General features: G+C 67.3%; 21 protein-coding genes. 10 read left to right on the top strand and 11 right to left on the bottom strand.

The annotated features are described in order from the left end of the window. Positions 1-9: 9 nt before the first annotated feature. Entirely contained in the window at positions 10-951 is a 942-nt protein-coding gene (gene gshB, locus EV656_RS05880) for a glutathione synthase (RefSeq protein ID WP_132600736.1), read from the top strand. Here the strand turns inward: gshB and EV656_RS05875 are convergent. Continuing rightward, complete coding sequence (locus EV656_RS05875; protein ID WP_132600733.1) at positions 948-2465, bottom strand: YifB family Mg chelatase-like AAA ATPase; 1518 nt, start codon at positions 2463-2465, stop codon at positions 948-950. The genes gshB and EV656_RS05875 overlap by 4 nt on opposite strands. A 213-nt stretch (positions 2466-2678) precedes the next feature. Between EV656_RS05875 and EV656_RS05870 the strand changes: the two genes are divergently transcribed. Genes EV656_RS05870 through EV656_RS05850 form a run of 5 tightly spaced genes read left to right on the top strand, consistent with a single transcriptional unit; the run spans position 2679 to position 7147 of the window. Further along, a complete protein-coding gene (locus tag EV656_RS05870) occupies positions 2679-3557 on the top strand; it encodes an RNA polymerase factor sigma-32 (RefSeq protein WP_132600730.1) in 879 nt (292 codons plus the stop codon). 32 nt (positions 3558-3589) lie between these two features. Continuing rightward, the gene (locus EV656_RS05865; RefSeq protein ID WP_132600953.1) at positions 3590-4369 is read left to right on the top strand and encodes a ChaN family lipoprotein; all 780 of its coding nucleotides are present in this window, start codon (positions 3590-3592) and stop codon (positions 4367-4369) included. Between the two features lie 59 nt (positions 4370-4428). Then, positions 4429-5634, top strand: a complete 1206-nt coding sequence (coaBC, locus tag EV656_RS05860) for a bifunctional phosphopantothenoylcysteine decarboxylase/phosphopantothenate--cysteine ligase CoaBC (protein WP_132600727.1) — start codon at positions 4429-4431, stop codon at positions 5632-5634. Further along, on the top strand, positions 5631-6098 hold the full coding sequence (gene dut, locus EV656_RS05855) for a dUTP diphosphatase (RefSeq protein WP_132600724.1): 468 nt from the start codon (positions 5631-5633) through the stop codon (positions 6096-6098). The genes coaBC and dut overlap by 4 nt, the downstream gene beginning before the upstream one ends. Further along, the gene (locus EV656_RS05850) at positions 6098-7147 is read left to right on the top strand and encodes a HesA/MoeB/ThiF family protein (RefSeq protein WP_132600721.1); all 1050 of its coding nucleotides are present in this window, start codon (positions 6098-6100) and stop codon (positions 7145-7147) included. The genes dut and EV656_RS05850 overlap by 1 nt, the downstream gene beginning before the upstream one ends. A gap of 43 nt (positions 7148-7190) precedes the next feature. Here the strand turns inward: EV656_RS05850 and EV656_RS05845 are convergent, their stop codons facing one another. Both EV656_RS05845 and EV656_RS05840 read right to left on the bottom strand, forming a co-directional pair. Continuing rightward, positions 7191-8081: a cation diffusion facilitator family transporter gene (locus EV656_RS05845; protein WP_132600718.1), complete on the bottom strand. Its 891-nt coding sequence runs from the start codon at positions 8079-8081 to the stop codon at positions 7191-7193. Positions 8082-8141: 60 nt separating this feature from the next. Further along, complete coding sequence (locus tag EV656_RS05840) at positions 8142-8621, bottom strand: SH3 domain-containing protein (protein ID WP_200276670.1); 480 nt, start codon at positions 8619-8621, stop codon at positions 8142-8144. A gap of 142 nt (positions 8622-8763) precedes the next feature. Here EV656_RS05840 and EV656_RS05835 point away from each other — a divergent pair, with 142 nt between their 5' ends. After that, a complete protein-coding gene (locus EV656_RS05835) occupies positions 8764-9750 on the top strand; it encodes a 2-hydroxyacid dehydrogenase (RefSeq protein WP_132600712.1) in 987 nt (328 codons plus the stop codon). Positions 9751-9831: 81 nt separating this feature from the next. After that, positions 9832-10137: a hypothetical protein gene (locus tag EV656_RS05830; RefSeq protein ID WP_132600709.1), complete on the top strand. Its 306-nt coding sequence runs from the start codon at positions 9832-9834 to the stop codon at positions 10135-10137. A 12-nt stretch (positions 10138-10149) separates the two neighbouring features. Here EV656_RS05830 and EV656_RS05825 read toward each other — a convergent pair whose 3' ends face one another. Next, positions 10150-10518, bottom strand: coding sequence for a cupin domain-containing protein (locus EV656_RS05825; protein WP_132600706.1), 369 nt, complete (start codon positions 10516-10518; stop codon positions 10150-10152). Positions 10519-10686: 168 nt separating this feature from the next. Here EV656_RS05825 and EV656_RS05820 point away from each other — a divergent pair, with 168 nt between their 5' ends. Then, positions 10687-13185 carry a GcvT family protein gene (locus EV656_RS05820; protein ID WP_132600703.1) on the top strand — a complete coding sequence of 833 codons (2499 nt, stop codon included), beginning with the start codon at positions 10687-10689 and terminating at the stop codon, positions 13183-13185. Positions 13186-13194: 9 nt separating this feature from the next. Here EV656_RS05820 and EV656_RS05815 read toward each other — a convergent pair whose 3' ends face one another. From EV656_RS05815 to EV656_RS05800, 4 genes are all read right to left on the bottom strand, one after another. Then, complete coding sequence (locus tag EV656_RS05815; RefSeq protein WP_132600700.1) at positions 13195-13623, bottom strand: EF-hand domain-containing protein; 429 nt, start codon at positions 13621-13623, stop codon at positions 13195-13197. A 67-nt stretch (positions 13624-13690) separates the two neighbouring features. Then, a complete protein-coding gene (locus EV656_RS05810; RefSeq protein WP_132600697.1) occupies positions 13691-14047 on the bottom strand; it encodes a carboxymuconolactone decarboxylase family protein in 357 nt (118 codons plus the stop codon). Between the two features lie 74 nt (positions 14048-14121). Next, on the bottom strand, positions 14122-14778 hold the full coding sequence (locus EV656_RS05805) for a DUF938 domain-containing protein (RefSeq protein ID WP_132600694.1): 657 nt from the start codon (positions 14776-14778) through the stop codon (positions 14122-14124). Further along, on the bottom strand, positions 14778-15857 hold the full coding sequence (locus EV656_RS05800; protein ID WP_132600691.1) for an NAD(P)/FAD-dependent oxidoreductase: 1080 nt from the start codon (positions 15855-15857) through the stop codon (positions 14778-14780). Before EV656_RS05800 ends, EV656_RS05805 begins: the two co-directional genes overlap by 1 nt. 121 nt (positions 15858-15978) lie before the next feature. Here EV656_RS05800 and EV656_RS05795 point away from each other — a divergent pair, with 121 nt between their 5' ends. Beyond that, positions 15979-16413 carry a CBS domain-containing protein gene (locus EV656_RS05795; RefSeq protein WP_165918945.1) on the top strand — a complete coding sequence of 145 codons (435 nt, stop codon included), beginning with the start codon at positions 15979-15981 and terminating at the stop codon, positions 16411-16413. 68 nt (positions 16414-16481) lie between these two features. Here the strand turns inward: EV656_RS05795 and EV656_RS05790 are convergent, their stop codons facing one another. From EV656_RS05790 to EV656_RS05780, 3 genes are read right to left on the bottom strand one after another with little or no spacing between them, the layout of a single operon-like run. Further along, a complete protein-coding gene (locus EV656_RS05790) occupies positions 16482-17555 on the bottom strand; it encodes a BMP family ABC transporter substrate-binding protein (protein WP_132600685.1) in 1074 nt (357 codons plus the stop codon). 48 nt (positions 17556-17603) lie between these two features. Further along, complete coding sequence (locus EV656_RS05785) at positions 17604-18536, bottom strand: ABC transporter permease (RefSeq protein WP_132600682.1); 933 nt, start codon at positions 18534-18536, stop codon at positions 17604-17606. Further along, on the bottom strand, positions 18536-19621 hold the full coding sequence (locus EV656_RS05780) for an ABC transporter permease (RefSeq protein ID WP_132600679.1): 1086 nt from the start codon (positions 19619-19621) through the stop codon (positions 18536-18538). The genes EV656_RS05785 and EV656_RS05780 overlap by 1 nt, the downstream gene beginning before the upstream one ends. Position 19622: the final 1 nt, after the last annotated feature.

Below are 19622 nucleotides of genomic sequence, written 5' to 3'. Positions count from 1 at the left end.
GAGAGTTTCATGCCGCTCAAGGTTGCCATCCAGATGGACCCGATCGGGGCCATCGACATTACTGCAGATACCACCTTTCGCATCGCCGAAGAGGCACAGGCGCGGGGGCACAGTCTGTTCTATTACACGCCGGATCGGCTGTATTGGGACGATGGCCGCGTGATGGCGCGGGGCTGGCCGCTGGAGGTGCGCCGCGTGGTTGGCGATCATGTCACGCTGGGGGCAGAAACGGCGGTGGATCTGGGCGACTACGATGTCGTCTGGCTGCGGCAGGATCCGCCCTTCGACATGGGCTACATTACCACGACCCACCTGCTGGAGCAGCTTTCGCCCGGCACGCTGGTCGTCAACGATCCGTTCTGGGTCCGCAATTTCCCCGAGAAGCTGTTGGTTCTGAAATTCCCGGACCTGATCCCGCCCACGCTGATCGCGCGGGATCTGGACACGCTGCGCGCCTTCAAGGACCGCCATGGCGATATCATCCTGAAACCGCTTTACGGCAATGGCGGGGCGGGGGTGTTCCGGCTGGGCCATGCCGACCGCAACCTTGCTTCGCTGCATGAGCTGTTCACGGGCATGAGCCGCGAGCCGCTGATCGCGCAGAAATTCCTGCCCGCGGTGGAAAAGGGCGACAAGCGCGTGATCCTGGTCGATGGCGCGCCCGTCGGTGCGATCAATCGCGTTCCGGCCGAGGGCGAGACCCGGTCCAACATGCATGTGGGCGGCCGGGCAGAGCGTGCCGCGCTGTCGGCGCGCGATCTTGAAATCTGCAAGGCCATCGGTCCCACGCTGCGCGACCACGGTCAGGTTCTGGTCGGGATCGACGTGATCGGCGATTACCTGACCGAGATCAACGTCACCTCGCCCACCGGCATCCAGGAACTGGAACGCTTCGACGAGGAAAATATCGCCGCGCGCATCTGGGCGGCGATCGAGGCGAAGCGGGACTAACGGTCGCCGCCGCCCACGGCCAGGCGAAAGCTGACGGCCTCGGCGACATGGGGGCGGGCCACGTCCCTGGCGCCGTCCAGATCGGCGATGGTGCGCGCTACCCGCAGCACCCGGTGATAGCCGCGCGCGGACAGGCCGAAGCGTTCGGCCACCTGCGTCAGCAGCGCGCGGCCTTCGGCATCCGGGGTGGCGATGTCCTTCAGCAGCGCACCTTCGGCCTCGGCATTCACGCGCACTGCGTCATGCCCGGCGAACCGTTCCTGTTGGCGGCTGCGGGCCGCCGCGACGCGGTCCGCCACGCTGGCGGAACACTCTCCCGCCTCTGGCAAGTCCAGATCGGCATAGCTGACCGGCGGCACCTCGACCCGCAGGTCGAACCGATCCATCAACGGGCCCGAGATGCGGCCAAGGTAATCCTCGCCGCATTGGGGCACGCGGGCACAGGCCCGTGCGGGATCGGCCAGATACCCGCATTTGCAGGGGTTCGCGGCGGCCACCAGCAGGAAGCGGCAGGGATAGCGCGTATGGGCGTTGGCGCGGGCGACGACGACCTCGCCGGTCTCGATCGGCTGGCGCAGGGTTTCCAGCACGGCGCGGGGAAATTCGGGAAACTCGTCCATGAACAGCACGCCGTTATGGGCTAGGCTGATTTCCCCCGGTTTTGCGCTGCGTCCACCGCCCACGATAGCGGCCATCGACGCGGTATGGTGCGGCTCGCGAAAGGGCCGCAGGCGTGAGATGCCGCCCTCGTCCAGCAGCCCGGCCAGCGAGTGGATCATGGAGGTTTCCAGCGCCTCGGCCGGCGACAGTGGCGGCAGGATTGAGGGCATGCGCGCCGCCAGCATGGATTTGCCCGATCCGGGCGCGCCCACCATCAGCATGTGATGCCGGCCGGCCGCGGCGATTTCCAGGGCGCGTCGGGCGCGTTCTTGCCCTTTCACGTCCGCCAGGTCGCGCTGTTGGGCCGGGCCGGTCACCTCGCCCGGTTCGGCCGGTTCCAGTGGCGCCTGCCCGGTGAAATGGCGCACCACCGCCGCCAGGTCGGGGGCGGCCAAAACCTGCGTGCCGCCGACCCAGGCGGCCTCGGCCCCGCTGGGTTGCGGGCACAAAAGCGCGCGGTCGGCCTCTGCCGCGGCCATGGCGGCGGGCAGGGCGCCGATCACCGGCACCAGGCGCCCGTCCAAGGACAATTCCCCCAGGGCGACGGTGCGTTCGGCGGCGTCGCGGGGCACCACGTCCAGCGCGGCCAGCAGGGCCAGCGCGACCGGCAGGTCGAAATGCGACCCCTCTTTGGGCAGGTCGGCAGGGGACAGGTTCACCGTGATCCGCTTGGAGGGCAGGGCCACGCCCATCGACACCAGCGCGGCGCGCAGGCGGTCGCGCGCCTCGCTGACGGCCTTGTCGGGCAGCCCGACGATGGAAAAGGCGGGCAGCCCGGCGGCGACGGCGCATTGCACCTCGACCAGCCGGGCCTCGACCCCGTCGAAGGTCACGGTATAGGCCCGTGCTGTCATTCGCTGTCTCCGCCAAGCGCACCGACAGGCCTACGACGCGGTTGGTTACCGATTGGTAAACGTCGCGCTGGCAACAGAATGTGCGGCACTGCACATCGCGGGTGCGGAAACCAAAAGAATCTCTCGGAAATGTGTGATCCGATTGACCGGACCCTGCGTATACACTGTCAAAGACCAAAACGACGCAGCCATTAAAAAACCGGGGGGTTTACCATGGCATTCGATGGTTACGACACTGGATCGTTGTCCCGGCAGGCCATGAAGGCCGAGCTTTTGGACGCCGAGACCGAACTGAAGCTGGCCTATGCCTGGCGGGATCAGCGGGACGAGGCCGCGCTGCATCGCCTGATCACCGCCTATATGCGTCTGGCGATTTCCATGGCCGCCAAGTTCAAGCGTTACGGCGCGCCCATGAATGACCTGATCCAAGAGGCCAGCCTTGGCCTGATGAAGGCGGCCGACAAGTTCGATCCTGATCGCGGCGTGCGGTTCTCGACCTACGCGGTGTGGTGGATCAAGGCCAGCATCCAGGACTACGTGATGCGCAACTGGTCGATGGTGCGCACCGGCTCCACCTCCAGCCAGAAATCGCTGTTCTTCAACATGCGCCGCGTCCAGGCCCGGTTGGAGCGTGAGGCCAGCGCGCGCGGCGAAACGCTGGACCGCCACCAGCTGCGCCAGATGATCGCGACAGAGGTTGGCGTGCCCCTGCATGATGTCGAGATGATGGAGGGTCGGCTGTCGGGTTCGGACTTCTCGCTGAACGCCACGCAATCGACGGATGAGGATGGGCGCGAGTGGATCGACACGATCGAGGACGAGGGCAACCAGGCCGCCGATCTGGTCGAGGACACCCGCGACCGAGCGCAACTGCGCGACTGGCTGGTCAGCGCGCTGTCCGACCTGAATGAACGGGAACGCTTCATCGTGCGTGAACGCAAGCTGCGCGAGGAACCGCGCACCCTGGAAAGCCTGGGCAACGAGCTGGGCCTGTCCAAGGAGCGCGTCCGCCAGTTGGAGGCCGCGGCCTTTGGCAAGATGCGCAAGAGCCTTGAAGCCTACTCGCAAGAGGTGCATCACTTCCTCTCGTGACACGTTTTACATCCCTTTTCGCGGCCGCCCTCATGGCCGCCGGTGCCGCCGGGGCAGAGCAGATCGTCCCGGCGGCCCTTTCCGATCTGCCGCCCGCCGATGTCGTCGTGCTGGGCGAGCTGCATGATAATCCCCACCATCATGCCAATCAGGCCGCTGCCGTGGCCGCGATGCAGCCCGCCGCGCTGGTGTTCGAGATGCTGACGCCTGAGCAGGCAGCGCGGGTTACCCCCGAACTGCGCGGCGATGCGCAGGCGCTGGGTGCGGCCTTGGAATGGGCGGACTCGGGCTGGCCCGATTTCGCGATGTATCATCCCATCTTTACCGCCGCGCCCCAGGCCGCGATCTACGGCGCCGCCTTGCCGCGCGAACAGGTGCGCCGCGCCGTGGGCGAGGGGGCGGCGGCGGTGTTCGGTGCTGACGCGGGCACCTTCGGTCTGGATCGCCCGCTGCCCGAGGATCAGAAAATCACCCGCGAGGCCGCCCAGATGACGGCCCATTGCAACGCCCTGCCAGAGGCGATGTTGCCCGGCATGGTCGAGGCGCAGCGCCTGCGCGACGCGGCCTTTGCCCGCGCGACCCTGACCGCCCTGCGCGAAACGGGCGGGCCTGTTGTCGTTATCACCGGCAACGGCCATGCCCGCACTGATTGGGGGCTGCCCCATGCGCTGCGCCTGGCCGCGCCCGATGTCAGCCTGCTGTCGGTCGGGCAATTGGAATCCGCGCCCGAGGGCACACCGCCCCATGACCTGTGGCTGGTGACGGACCCGGCCGACCGGCCTGATCCCTGCGCGGCCTTTGCCGATGGCTGAACTTGTCAGGCGGCGGGCCGCGCCCTAGACAGGGGCAGGGGCGCAAACGGGCAGGGTCCATGCTGGCAGGCAAACGCATTCTCTTGATCGTTTCGGGCGGCATCGCCGCCGTCAAGGTGCCGGACCTGATCCGCCGCTTGCGCGAACGCGGGGCCGCCGTCACCCCGGTCATGACCCGCGCGGCAGAGCAGTTCGTAACCCCGCTGTCGCTGTCGGCGCTGGCGGGGGAAAAGGTCTGGCGCGATCTTTTCGACCTGACGGATGAGGCCGAGATGGGCCATATCCAGCTGTCCCGCGTGGCCGATCTGGTGGTGGTGGCGCCTGCCACGGCCAACCTGATGGCGCGCATGGCGAACGGTCTGGCGGACGATCTGCCCAGCACGCTGCTGTTGGCAACCGATACGCCGGTGCTGATCGCACCCGCCATGAACGTGCGGATGTGGCAGCACCCGGCCACGCAACGCAACCTGGCTACGCTGGCGGGCGACGGCGTGGCGGTGGTCGGCCCCAATTCCGGCGACATGGCTTGTGGTGAATACGGGCCGGGCCGCATGGCCGAGGTGCCCGAAATCCTGGCCGCGATCGAGGCGCGGCTTGCCGATGGCCCCCTGGCGGGCAAGCGGATCGTCGTCACCTCTGGCCCCACCCATGAACCGATCGATCCGGTGCGCTATATCGCCAACCGATCGTCGGGGGCGCAGGGCACGGCGCTGGCCCGCGCGTTGGCGGGGCTGGGGGCAGAGGTCGTGTTCGTGACCGGCCCGGCAACTGTTCCCCCGCCCGAAGGGGTGACGGTGATCCTCGTGGAAACCGCGCAGCAGATGCTGGCCGCCGTGCAGGGCGCCTTGCCCGCCGATGCGGCGGTTTTTGCGGCCGCGGTGGCCGATTGGCGCGTGGCCAATGCCGCCGATCAGAAGATGAAGAAGGACGGCACCGGCGCCGCGCCCGCGCTGGAGTTTGCCGAGAATCCCGACATCCTGGCCACCGTCGCGCAGATGGGCACGGGCCGCCCGGCGCTGGTCGTGGGCTTTGCCGCTGAAACGGAAAACATCGCCGACCACGCCACCGCCAAGCGGGCGCGCAAGGGCTGCGACTGGATCGTGGCCAACGATGTTTCGCCCGGCACCGGCATCATGGGCGGGGCCGAGAACGAGGTAACGCTGATTACCGCCAATGGCGCCGAAACCTGGCCGCGCCTGGGCAAGGCCCAGGTCGCCGACCGGCTGGCCGCGCGCATCGCCACAGCACTGGGGCAGGGCGTATGACCCCGGTTCTGCAGGTGCTGTGGGAGGATTGGGCCGACCGCGCCCTGGGCCTGCCCGCCTATGAAACCGCAGGCGCAGCGGGGGCGGATATCCGCGCCAACTTCCCCTCCGAGGCGCGCGATTCCGGCCTGACGCTGGCCCCCATGGCCCGCCATGTGGTGCCGACCGGGCTGCGCGTGGCCATCCCGCGGGGGTATGAAATGCAGATCCGCCCCCGGTCGGGTCTGGCGTTGAAACACGGGATCACCCTGCCCAACACGCCCGGCACCATCGACAGCGATTATCGCGGGCCGTTGGGGGTGTTGTTGGTCAACCTCGGGGCAGAGCCTTACACGATTCATCACGGCGACCGGATCGCGCAGATCATCGTGGCGCCGGTGGTGCAGGTGGCCTTTGATCTTGTTCAGGCGCTGGACGACACGCCCCGTGGCGCGGGCGGGTTCGGTTCCACGGGGCGCCGCTGATGGGTGTCTTGCTGGCGCTTGCCGTGGCGCTGTGGCTGCTGGGCGCCGTGATGAAGGTGTCGCGCGGCGCGCGTTGGGCGATGATCGGGGCGCTGTACCTGGCGGTGCTGGGCGTGCAGGTGTTGATGCCCGAGGGCCACGCGTTGCGTACTGCCATCGGGGGCACGCCGCAGGGGTGGTTCGCGCTGGGGCTGGTTGCGGCGCTGGTGGTGGCCTACCGGCTGGCGCTTGGTGCGCTGCGCCGCCGTGCGGCCCCGCCTGCGCAGGCCGGCACACCCAAAGGTCCGCTCAGCCCCACCGAGCTGGACCGCTATGCCCGCCATATCGTTCTGCGCGAGGTCGGCGGACCGGGTCAGCGCAAGCTGAAAGAGGCAAAGGTGCTGGTTGTGGGGGCAGGTGGGCTGGGATCGCCCGCGCTGCTGTATCTGGGGGCGGCGGGGGTCGGCACGCTGGGCGTCGTGGACGATGACATCGTGTCGGCCTCGAACCTGCAACGGCAGGTGATCCATACGGATGCCCGCATCGGCATGCCCAAGGTGTTTTCCGCCCAGGCGGCGCTGAGCGCGCAAAACCCGTTTGTCGAGGTGCGCCCCTATCACCGCCGACTGGACGCGGAGACCGCCGAGGCACTGTTTGCCGAGTACGATCTGGTGCTGGACGGCAGCGACAATTTCGACACCCGCGACATGGTGAACCGGGCGGCGGTGCGCACGGCCACGCCGCTGGTCGCCGGGGCCATCGCCCAATGGGAGGGACAGGTCAGCCTGTACGATCCCGCCCATGGCACGCCCTGCTATGCCTGCATCTTCCCCCAGGCCCCCGCGCCGGGTCTGGCGCCCAGCTGCGCCGAGGCGGGCGTGATCGGTGCGCTGCCGGGTATCATCGGGTCGATGATGGCGATGGAGGCGATCAAGCACATCACCGGCGCCGGCCAGACACTGGCCGGGCGCATGGCGGTCCACGATGCGCTGTATTCGGAGTCGCGGGTGATCGCGCTGAAGCGGAGGGCGGATTGCCCGGTCTGCGGCGGCACCGGGAAAGCCGCCTGACGGCGGCTGCCTGCGGCGCGGGTATTTGGACCAAGAAGAAGGCCTAGCCCGGGGTATCCGGCCTGCGGGCGGGGTCGAAATGAATGATGATGTCGGTGCCGGGAAACTCCGCCAGGATGGCATGTTTCAGGGCGGCGCCGATGGCGTGGGCGTCATTCAGGCTTTGCCGTCCGTCCAGTTCGATATGCAGGTTCACGAACAGCCGGGCGCCCGCGCGGCGCGTCTTGAGGTCGTGAAAGCCCAGAACGCCGGGCTGGTTTTCCGCAAGGCGCTCGATCCGGACGATCACCTGCGGATCGGCGGCGCGGTCCATCAGCGCATCCCACGCGCCGCGTCCGATCCCCAGTGCGCCCACCGCCAGCATGGCGGCCGTCGCCAGCGCAATGGCGGAATCCAGTCGCGCCAGCCCGAACTGGTCCGAGGCCCACAGCGCGAGGATCGCGCCGATATTGGGCAGCAGGTCGCCCAGGTAATGCAGCGAATCGGCCCGGACCACCCGGTTGCCGGTACGCGCGGCGACCCGGCGTTGCCACAGCACCAGCCCCAGCGTCAGGGCGATGGCCAGCGACATGGCGGCAATGCCGCGACCCTCGGCCGTCAGGGGGATCGGGTCGGCGGCGGTCAGACGCAGCAGGGCGGCGACCCCGATCACCCCGGCAGAGGCCAGGATGAACACCGCCTGTCCCAGGGCGGCCAGATCCTCGGCCGAGGAATGGCCGAAGGTGTGATCCTCGTCCGGGGGGCGTGCGGCATACAGGATCGCCGCCAGCCCGCCCAGCGACATCATCAGGTCCAGCGTGCTGTCGGCCAGCGAGGCCGCGACAGACAGCGCCTGCGTTTCCCCCAGGGCCCAGATCTTCAGCCCCACAAGCAGGGCCGCGACCGTGACCGAGGCAAGGCCGGCGGAAAGGTTCAGGCGGTGCGCGTCAGGCATGTTCGGGCCATGTCGGGGGCGTTGCCTTGGCCTAGCAGGGGGCGGGGCATGGCGGCAAGATCACTCGCGGATTTCGTCGGGGTCGACGCCCCAGAGTGCGGTTTTCGGAACCCAGCCCTTGTACCCGTCCGCGCTGATGCGGCACCAGTCGGGTTTGCATTTTCCCAGCCGGGCGATCACCCCGGCCTCGGTCCGGGCCAGGATGGTGGCGTCGGGCGTGGGCAGGCGGCGCAGGGCCAGCATGTCCTCTTGGACCAGCACCATGCGCACCCCCGACAGCAGCGTGTAGTGCATCCAGCCGCCCGCGCCGTCGCGGTCGCGCACCCGGCGCCAATGGCCGTATTCGGCGGTGACCTGCAACGGCACGCCGCGGCGGTTGTAGACCCAGTCGATCCGGTGGCTGAGGCTGGGGCCGCGCCGCACGTTGCCCTCGGATGCCTTGAGCGAGACGTAACGGGGCAGGGGCAGGCCGGTGACCGGGCCGCGCTCGGCCGCGTGCAGGGGCAGGGCCAGGGCGGCGATGGCCAATGTCAGGATCATAAGCGTGACGGACCGAAGGCCCGGCCCGGTTGCGTGCGTGTTCATGTCCTGCTGCATCCTCGTTCTGCGGGGTCTTGTGCCGCGCCCCGATCTCGGACAGTTTGCCACTGACGCCACGGGGTGCAAGCAGGGAGGCCCAGGGATGCCCGCTCAACGTTTGAGTGTTGTCGTGACGCGACGCTTGCCCGAACCGGTCGAGACCCGGATGAAGGAACTGTTCGATGTCGAGCTGAATGAGGCCGACCGCAAGCTGAGCCGCGAAGAACTGGTAGAGGCCATGCGCCGGGCCGATGTGCTGGTGCCATGTGTGACCGACGACATCGACCAGGCGATGCTGGCCCGTGCCGGCGACCGGCTGAAGCTGATCGCCAATTACGGCGCGGGGATCGACCATCTGGACGTGCAGACGGCGCGCCAGCGCGGGATTCTGGTATCCAACACGCCCGGCGTGGTGACCGAGGACACCGCCGACATGACCATCGCGCTGATCCTGGCCGTGACCCGCCGCATCCCCGAGGGGCTGGCGATGATGCAGGCGGGGCAATGGCAGGGGTGGGCGCCCACGGCCTTTATGGGGGGGCGGATCGGTGGCCGACGGCTGGGCATTCTGGGCATGGGCCGGATCGGGCAGGCGGTTGCGCGGCGTGCCCGCGTCTTTGGCATGCAGGTGCATTACCACAATCGCCGCCGCCTGCGCCCCGAGATCGAGGAAGAACTGGAAGCGACCTACTGGGACAGCCTGGACCAGATGGTCAGCCGGATGGACGTGATTTCCATCAACTGCCCGCATACGCCCTCGACCTTTCACCTGATGAACGCACGGCGGCTGAAACTGATGAAGCCGGACGCGGTGATCGTGAACACCTCGCGCGGCGAGGTGATCGACGAAAACGCCCTGACCCGGATGCTGCGCGCGGGCGAGATCGCGGGCGCCGGGCTGGACGTGTTCGAGCATGGCCACGAGATCAACCCGCGCCTGCGCGAATTGCACAACGTGGTGCTGCTGCCGCATATGGGGTCGGCCACCGTCGAGGGCCGGGTCGAGATGGGCGAGAAGGTCATCATCAACATCAAGACCTTCGCCGACGGGCACCGGCCGCCGGACCTGGTGGTGCCGGCCATGCTGTAACGCCCGGGCCAAGCCCATTGCGATACCTGGCCTGTCGGGCTATCGCTTGGGGATGGCCGCACTGACACGGAGATGCCTGCGATGCTGCTGCTTCTGACTTCGTATCTTGTCCTGTCCATGATCCTGCTGCTGGGCGCCAGCGAGCTGGAGCGCCGCGCCATCGTCGACCGTCGCATCGGCCCGAACGGCCGGGCGCTGCTGGTGGCGCTGGTGGCCTCTGCCGTTGCGGCGCTGGGGGTGACGGCGGTTACCGCCTACATGGACGATTGGGTGACGATGCTGCACGTGTTCGGCGGCATGGTCCTGTATCACGGGATCATGGGCATCTTTCTGGTGCATGGGCTGCAAAAGGTGTCGGCCCGGGTTGCGGGCCACGCCCTGGGCTGAGCCGGGCCAACCCTAGTCCGCCGCAAATCCGCTGCCCGGCCTGTTATAGGCTGCGCGGGGCGGCGCGAACACGTCCATCACCGTCAATCCCTCGGGCCCTGCCGCCATCGTGTGGGGCATATCGCCGGGTGTGCGCCAGAAATCGCCGGGCTTGATCGGCACCTCTTCACCGTCCTGGATGCGCACCCCGCTGCCCCCGATGCAATAGCCCCATTGTTCCTCGGGGTGGTGGTGCAGCACGCCCCGCGCGCCGGGTTCGAACCGGACGATGGAAATCATCGCGTGATCGCCAGTGTAGATCGTTGTGGTGATCCCCGGGGCCAGCTGGCGCGGCGTGCCGCCGGTGGCGTCCTCGATGGAAAAGAAGTTTTCTGGCCGCATCGCGTCGTCCTTTCTGGTGGTTTCATTGTTATCCGCTGCCGTCGTCCCTGCGTCCACCGCCGGGTTCACGTCGCTTTCCCACCTTGTCAGGTCGCAAGCCCCTCGCCCCGCGCGGCGGAATTTGCGTAACTGGGAACACCCCGGACGAACAGCGCGGAGCCGTGCCCGATGAAGACCCATGTCAAAGCCCTTGTCGTCGGCGGCGGTGCCGTCGGTGCCTCGATCGCCTATCACCTTGGCAAGGCGGGATGGGATACCATGCTGCTGGAACGGGACGAGCTGACCAGCGGCAGCACATGGCACGCGGCGGGGCTGCTGCCCTATTTCAACATGTCCTACGCGACCACGCATATCCACGACTACTCGATCAGGTTCTACAAGACGCTGGAGGCGGAAACCGGCCTGAACCCTGGCTTTTACGTGGTGGGCAACCTGCGCATGGCGCAGTCCGCCGCGCGGATGGACGAATACATGCTGTATGCCAGCACGGCTGAAACCGTGGGCGTGCCCTATGAATGGATGTCGCCCGCCCAGATCAAGGAGCGCTGGCCGCTGGTCCGCACCGAGGATCTGGAAGGCGCGATCTATCACCCCACCGACGGCTATATCAATCCGGCGGATGTGACCCAAGCCATGGCCAAGGGCGCGCGCCAGTTCGGTGTGGCGATTGAGCGGAAATGGCAGGTGGACGGCTACGAATGGACCGGGTCTGAATGGCGCGTCACCGTCACGAAGATGGCCGAGAAGGGCGGCAACCTGATCCCGACCGAGGAAACCGCCGTCATCACCGCCGAACATGTCGTCACCGCCACCGGCAACCATTCCCAGCGGACCGCGCGCATGCTGGGGATCAAGATGCCTGCCATCCCGGTGGAACACCAGTTCATCGTGACCGAACCCGACCCCGCGCTGACGCAGTGGCGCAAGGCGGGCAATCCCGAACACCCGGTCCTGCGCGATGCCGATGCGAAATGGTATGTGCGCGAGGAACGCGGCGGCTGGATCCTGGGCCCCTATGAACGCAACGCGCCCGCGCGGTTCGCCTATGGCGTGCCCGACAGTTTCCGCGCGGACCTGTTCCCGCTGGATCTGGAGCGGATCGAAGATGAATACATGAGCTTCATCCACCGTATTCCGTCCTCGGAAACCGTGGGGCTGAAGGACGATTATAACGGGCCGATCTGCTACACCCCCGATGGCAACCCGCTGCTGGGGCCTGCGCCGGGCCTGCGCAATATGTGGCTGGCCGAAGGCTTCAGTTTCGGCATCACGGCGGCCGGGGGCGCGGGGCATTACCTGGCGCAACTGATGACCGAGGGCGAGGCCGAGATCGACATGGGGAGCTTGGACCCCAAGCGATACGGCGACTGGATGACCACCGAATACGCCTGCCGCAAGAACGAAGAGGCGTATGAACACGTCTACATCCTGCACCACCCCGACGAGGAACGCCCGGCCGCGCGGCCCCTGCGCACCTCGCCCGCCTATGACCGGCAAAAGGCGCGCGGCGCGCAGTTCGGGCAGGTCAACGGGTGGGAGCGGCCGAATTACTACGGGCCCGTGGATGCGCCCGACAGCTTTGACCACGACGCGCGGTCCTTCCGCCGGGGCGGCTGGTGGCAATACGCGGTGGCAGAGGCGCAAGCGATCCGCGAAACCGCCGGGCTGATCGACGCGACGGCCTTTACCAAGCATCGCGTGGCCGGTCCCGGCGCGACCGCGTTCCTGGATTGGTTTACCTGCAACCGCCTGCCCAAGGTGGGCCGGGTGAACCTGACCTATGCGCTGTCCCTCAAGGGCACGGTGCGTACCGAATACACCATCGTCCGGCTGGCCGAGGATGAGTATTACCTGGTCTCGGCGGGGGCCTGGCAGGCCTATGACCACGATTATCTGGTCAAGGCCGCCGAGGACAAGCGCGAGCAATTCGGCTGGATCGAGGTGCAGGACATCACCACCCAATGGGGCGTCTTCGCGCTGGCCGGGCCGAACGCGCGGGCGATTCTGAACGAGGTGGTCAAGGATGCCGATCCTGCCACCGTGCTGTCGAACAAGCGGTTCCCGTGGCTGGCCGCCCGCGATATCGAACTGGGTATGTGCCCGGTGCGCGCCCTGCGCGTGGCCTATACCGGCGAGCTGGGGTGGGAGTTGCACCACCCCATAGAGATGCAGACCTACCTGTGGGATCTGCTGATGCAGGCGGGTGAGGGCCATGGGATGAAGCTGGTGGGCGCGCGGGCGCAGAACTGGCTGCGGCAGGAGAAAAGCTATCGCGCCTTTGGCACCGAACTGGGCCGCGATGCCACCCCGCTGGAGGCCGGGCTGGACCGCTTCGTCGATCTGTCCAAGGATTTCCACGGCAAACCGGCGATGGAGGCCACCGGCATCCGCAGCAAATGCGTCACGCTGCTGATCGACGGGCCCGAGGATGCCGACCCCTGGGGGCGCGAGGCGCTGTATGACGGGGATACAAGGGTGGGCCGTCTGACCTCGGGCGGGTATTCGGTCGCCTTCGGCAAATCCATCGGGATGGGCTATGTGCGCCCAGATCTTGCCACGCCGGGCACACGGCTGAAGGTGCGGATGCTGAACCGGCTTTGGGATGTCGAGGTGACCGAGGATTGCCCCTACGACGACAAGAACGCCCGCATCCGCGCGGATGGCTGAGGCATCGCCTCAGTCGTTCACGTCGGACAGTTCCAGCCGGGCGTCGGCATCGCGGTCCAGCATCGCCATCCACTCGGCCGCGACCAGGCGGAATTCGGACAGGTCCACCGCGCCGCTGCCGTCGATGTCGCTGCGCATCAGGCGCAGGTTGCGCACGATGCGGCGCCATTCAGCGGCGTTGCGCCCCCGCAGCGGGCCGGTCAGGGCGCGCACACGGTCGAAATGGGCCGCCTCCGTGGGATCCAGCAGCATGTCGCCGTTGCGATCGAAATGTGCGAATACCGCGCGCTGCCGATAGGCCAGTTCGTGAAATCCCACGACGCCGTTTCGGTTGGCGTCCCACAGGGACATCAGATGGGGCGCGGTGCGATCCTGCGCCGGGGCGGCTTGGCCGGTGGCCAGGGTCAGGGCAAGGGCGGTCAGTGTCAGACGAACCATCGGGGGACCTCCTTTTCGGCAGCCCCCCGATCATAGCCTATTTTTGTCACTCGCGCAGGGGCGCGGCTCAGCCGGCCTTGGCCTCTTTTTCGGCGATCAGTTGGTCATAGGCCTCCATCGCGGCGGCGGCATACATCATGGCAGGCCCGCCGCCCATCTGGATCGCCATGGCCAGCACGTCGCCCACCTCTTCGCGGGTGGCGCCGACGCGCACCAGGGCCTCCATGTGCAGGACGATGCAGGCCTCGCAATGGGTGACGACGGCGATGCCGAGCGCGACGAATTCCTTTTGCTTGAATTCCAGCGTGCCGCCATCCTTGACCGCCTTGCCCAGGGCGCCAAAGGCGCGGGCGGCGTCGGGGATCGCCTTGTTCAGGTTGCGCAGCTGATCCTTGGTGGCGTCGCGTTTTTGTGTCCAGTCCATGCTGGTCTCCTGTAAATGACTTTTCGTCGCCGTATCACCACTTGGCCCGCCTCGCTACCTTGATCCGGGTCAAATCAGCGTGGCTTTCTGGCGATCTGCGTCAAGTTGTTGGCGGGCATGGGGATTTCATCTGCGACCTGCAATCCGGCCTGATCAAACCAGCCCTGCACCTGCTGCACGGACTTGTACCCGATCTGGGGGTCCTGGGCGATCAGGCTGGCGTGAAAGGCCGCGTCGCCATCGCTGGCAAAGCCGTGATCGCGCCGGAAGGGGCCGTAGATCATCAAGACGCCGCCGGGGGCCAGTGCCGTGGCGGCCTCGCGGATCAGGCATTCGGCCTCGGGGGCGCTGATCAGATGCAGGATGTTGGAACAAAAGATCAGATCCTGCCCGCCATGCCGGGCGCCCCAGCCGGGATGGGTTGCGTCGATCTGGATCGCAGCGGCCAGGTTGGGCAGGGCGGCCTCTGCCGCCCAGGCGTCGATGCTGGCGCGCCTGTCCGGGGCGATCTCGCTGGGTTGCCAGCGCAGGCCGGGGCAGTGGGCCGCGATGCGCACCGCGTGTTCGCCGGTGCCGCTGGCCAGTTCCAGTGCGCGGCCCCTGGCCGGGCCATGGGTGGCGATCACCTCGCAAATCGCGGCGGCGTTGCGCAGGGCAGAGGGTGCCGTCAGCCGCCCGTTTTCCGCCGGATGCGCGGTCGAGGCCGTGCCGGGCGCCGGACGCCGGGCCATCAGGCGAACCGCGCGGGTGAAAACGCGCGGGCCAGGTCCGCGCCGATTTCGGGTGTGCGTTCGGCGACGATGTCGGCGGCCAACTGGCTGGCCGCCGGGGCGGTCTGAAAGCCCACACCGCCCTGGCCCGCATGCCAGAAAAACGTGGACTCGGCCGGATCGAATCCGATCACCAGCAGCCGGTCGGGCGCAAAGGTCCGCAAGCCCGCCCAGGACGTTTCCAGCCGCGTGACCGGCTCTGTCACCATTTCCTCGTAGCGGGCCAGCCCCTCGGCCAGGATCATATCGTCGGCAAAGGCGTCGTGCGGGTCTTGCGGGTCTTCCTCGGCCGGAGAAACCAGCAGTTTGCCCGCATCGGGTTTGCAATACCACCGTTCGCCGGCGCCCACGACCATCGGCCAGCGGTTCAGGTCATGGCCGCCCGGGGCGGGCAGGCGGGCCATGGACCGCCGCATCGGGGTAAAGCCCAGGGGCGCGACCCCGGCCATGCGCGCGACCACATCCACCCAGGCGCCCGCGGCGTTGACCAGCACGCGGCCCTGAAACGTTTCCTTGCCGGTCTGCACCTGCCAGCCCGCAGCATCGCGGGTGATCGTCTGCACCTGCTGGCGGGTCTGGACCGTGCCGCCATTGGCCCGGATTTCCCGCGCGAAGTTCTGGATCAGCAGATCGGTGTCCAGATCCCATGCGTTTTCGTTCAGCCCGGCAAAGGCCACCGTGTCGGGGTTCAGGACCGGCATCATGGCCCGCGCCTCGTCCACGGTCAGGGGCGTCAGGCGCATATGCGCCCGGTCTGCCGTAAACAGCGCGGCATCCTCGGTCCGGCCGACCACCATCAGCCCCCGGTCGGACAGAACGCCGCCGTTTTCCGTGGCGTGATAGGGGTGGCTGGCCCGGTTCAGCGCGACCACCTCTGGCGCGCCCAGGCATTCATCGAACAGGGCGGCAGAGCGCCCCGAGGCGTGATAGCCAAGGCCCGCCTCGCCCTCCAACAGGGTGACGCGGCCCAGATGCGACAGCCGCGCGCCCACCGATACCCCGGCGATCCCGCCGCCGATGACCAGAAAATCCGTTTTCATGGCCAGAGGTAGACCATATCGCCTGGGCCAGTGGAATGGCGATTTAACCGCTGCGCGCGCTGGAGCGTGGCGCTTTGGCGAGACTCTGCTACAAGCTGTGGATCTATCGAGGGAGGAGAGGGTGATCATCAAGACGATCGGAGAGATCCTGGGCCAGCGGCCCTTCATCAGCCTGGCGCCCGGGGAAACCCTGCGCACGGCCGCCACGCACATGGAAGAGGCCAATGTCGGCGCGCTTGCCGTGGTCGAGGCGGGGCGCCTTGTGGGTATCCTCAGTGAACGTGACATCGTGCGCCGGGCCGTGGCCCAGGGGATGGCGCCGGACAGCGTGACCGTCGCGCAGGCGATGACGCCCGATCCCGTGACCATCGCAGTAGACGATCCGGTTTCCGACGCGCTGGCGGCCAAGCTGGGCGATGCGTTCCGGCACCTGCCGGTGCTGCGGGACGGGCTGGTTGTCGGCGTTGTGTCCTACCGCGATATTCCGGCCGAATACCTGATGCTGTTCGAACGGTTTCGCGAAATGTCCGGTGCGCATGCGGACGACACGCCCTGACCCAGGCACGCGCCGAAACCGAAAAGGCCCGCCATTGGCGGGCCTTTTCTGTTGGTGTGGCGGGGACGTTATTGCGGGATTTCGCCGGTCAGGCCCTCGACGTAGAAATCCATGCCCAGCAGGGTGCCATCATCGGCCGTTTCACCCTCGGCCAGCCAGACCGTGCCGTCCTGCTTGTTCAGCGGGCCGGTGAAGGGGTGGTAGTCGCCGTTGGCGATGGCCTCTTTCAGGGCCAGCGCCTCGGCCTTGACGTCGGCGGGGACCGCGTCGGTGATTTCGCCGATCTTGACCATGCCGGCGCCGATCCCGTCCCAAGTGTCGTCGCTTTCCCAGGTGCTGTCGATCACCGCCTGCACCCGGTCGATGTAATAGGGTGCCCAGTTGTCGATGATCGAGGACACCCGCGGCATCGGCGCGTATTCGCCCATGTCAGAGGCCTGGCCGAAGGTGTAGACATTGCCCGCCTTCTCGGCCGCGGCCTGCGGTGCGGTGGAATCCGTGTGCTGCAGGATCACATCGGCGCCTTGTTCGATCAGTGCGGTTGCGGCGTCGGCCTCTTTCGCCGGATCGAACCAGGTATAGGCCCAGATCACCTTGAACTGGACATCGGGATTCACTTTTTTCGCATGGATATACGCCGCGTTGATGCCGCGGATGACCTCGGGGATCGGGTAAGAGGCGATATAACCGATGATGTTCGATTCGGTCAATTTCCCGGCGATGTGCCCCTGCACCGCGCGGCCCTCGTAGAAGCGGGCGGAATAGGTGCCGACGTTATCGGCGCGCTTGTAGCCGGTGGCGTGCTCGAATTTCACGTTCGGGAATTTCGCGGCCACGTTCAGGGTGGGGTCCATGTAGCCGAAAGAGGTGGTGAAGATCAGGTCGGCGCCGGACAGCGCCATCTGCGTCAGCACCCGTTCGGCATCGGCGCCTTCCGGCACGCTTTCCTGGTAGACGGTTTCGACCGCGTCGCCGAAATGCTCCTCGACCGCCAGGCGGCCCTGGTTGTGTTCATAGGTCCAGCCGCCATCGCCGATGGGCCCGACAAAGACAAAGCCGACCTTGGTGCTGTCCTGCGCGCTTGCGGCGCCGGCCAAGCCGATGGCAAAGGCCGCGGTGGCAAGCAGTGTTCTACGGTTCATGGTTCTATCCCCTGTTGATGGGGGCCATTGCCCCCGGTTGGCAGCGCCTCACGACGAGGCATGGAAAACCCGGCCAAGGCAGGCTGGCGCGTTCAGCGCCGCGCGCCCGCGATCGGCCGACATGACGACCAGCACCAGGATGGTGACAAGATAGGGCGAGGCGGACAAGAGTTCGACCGGCACGGCCACGCCGGCGGCCTGCAGGTTCAGTTGCAGTACGACCACCCCGCCGAACAGATAGGCACCCAGCAGCACACGGCCCGCCCGCCACGAGGCAAAGACCACGATCGCCAGCGCGATCCAGCCCGCCCCCGCGGTCATGCCCTCGGTCCATTGCGGCACCCGCACCAGGCTGAGATAGGCGCCACCCAGACCCGCCATCGCGCCGCCGAATGCAATCGCCATCAGGCGGATGCGCACGACCTTGTACCCTAGGGCATGCGCCGCGTCGTGGTTTTCCCCCACGGCGCGCAGGATCAGCCCGGCCCGCGTGAAACGCAGCACTGCCCAGATCCCCGCCACCAGCGCAAGGCTGACATAGACCACCAGGTCATGCGAAAACAGGATGCGCCCCAGGACCGGGATATCGGCCAGCGGCCCCAGGTCCAGCCGGTCGGTCGCGGGCGGTTTGACGCCGACATAACCCTGGCCCAGCAGTGCTGACAGGCCCAGCCCGAACAGCGTCAGCGCCAGCCCGGTGGCGACCTGGTTGGACATCAGGAATTGCGTCAGCACGCCAAAGACCATGGACAGCGCCGCCCCGCCCGCCATCGCCGCCAGAAAGCCCAGCGTCGGGCTGCCGGTTTCGACCGCCGTGGCAAAGCCGCAGATCGCCCCGGTAATCATCATCCCCTCGACGCCCAGGTTCAGGACGCCGGATTTTTCCACCACCAACTCGCCCAGGGCGGCCAGCAGGATCGGGGTTGCCGCCACCATCAGCGAGGCGGTCAGGACAACCGGGTTGATCGCGGACAGGTCCATCAGGCGACCTCCCGCCGACCCAGGCGAATGCGGAAATTCGACAACACATCGACCCCTAGCAGGAAGAAAAGCAACATGCCTTGAAAGGCTTGGATCGCGGCGGCCGGTAGCCCAAGCATGAATTGTGCAAGTTCGCCGCCGATATAGGTCAGCGCCATCAACAGCCCCGCCAGCAGGATGCCCACCGGGTGCAGCCGCCCCAGGAAGGCCACGATGATCGCGGTAAAGCCATAGCCTACGTTGAAATCGATGCTGACCTGGCCCGCGGGGCCGGCCACCTCGAACAGGCCCGCCAGCCCGGCCAGCGCCCCCGAGGTGCCCAGACAGATCACCACCAGCCGGTTCGGATCAACCCCGGCAAAGCGCGCCGCGCGGGGGCTCTGGCCCGCCAGGCGGATCTGAAAGCCCAGCATGTGCCGGTGCAGCAGCACATAGGTCGCGATCACCGCGATCAGCGCCGTGACCACACCCCAATGCATGCCGGTGCCCGCGATCCGCTCGGGGTTCGCGGCGGCGGGGTATTGTTGCAGGTTCCGGCTGCCCGGAAAGCCGCCGCCCTCGGGGTTGCGCATCAGACCCAGCGACATAGAGGCCAGCACCTGTTCGGCCACATAGACCAGCAGCAGCGAGACCAGGATTTCATTGGTGCGAAAGCGTGTCTTCAGGATCGCCGGGATCATGGCCCAGGCCCAACCGCCCAAGCCCCCCGCGATGACCATCAGCGGAAAGATGAACCAGGCCTCCAGCGGGTAAAAGGCCAGCGCGACGCCCGCCCCGGCGACGGCCCCCATGATGTACTGGCCTTCGGCGCCGATGTTCCAGACCCCCGCGCGAAAGCCCAGCGACAGCCCGATGGCGATCAGGATCAGCGGCCCGGCCTTGACCAGCAATTGCGGGCGCGAATAGCTGGCGAACTGTTCGTTAAAGAGCGGATCCCAGAATATCGTCCGGATCGCCGCCAGCGGGTCGGTACCCAGCAGCGCGAACAGCCCTGCGCCGGCGGCCATGGTCAGCGTCACCGCCAGCAGCGGTGCGGCCACCCCCCAGGCGCGCGAGGGGGCGGGGCGTTTTTCCAGCCGGATCATC

The organism is Rhodovulum adriaticum (genome assembly GCF_004345735.1).
Taxonomy (GTDB): Bacteria; Pseudomonadota; Alphaproteobacteria; order Rhodobacterales; family Rhodobacteraceae; genus Rhodovulum; species Rhodovulum adriaticum.
Note: the sequence above shows the minus strand (reverse complement) of the source record. Positions and strands in the feature narration are given on the sequence as shown.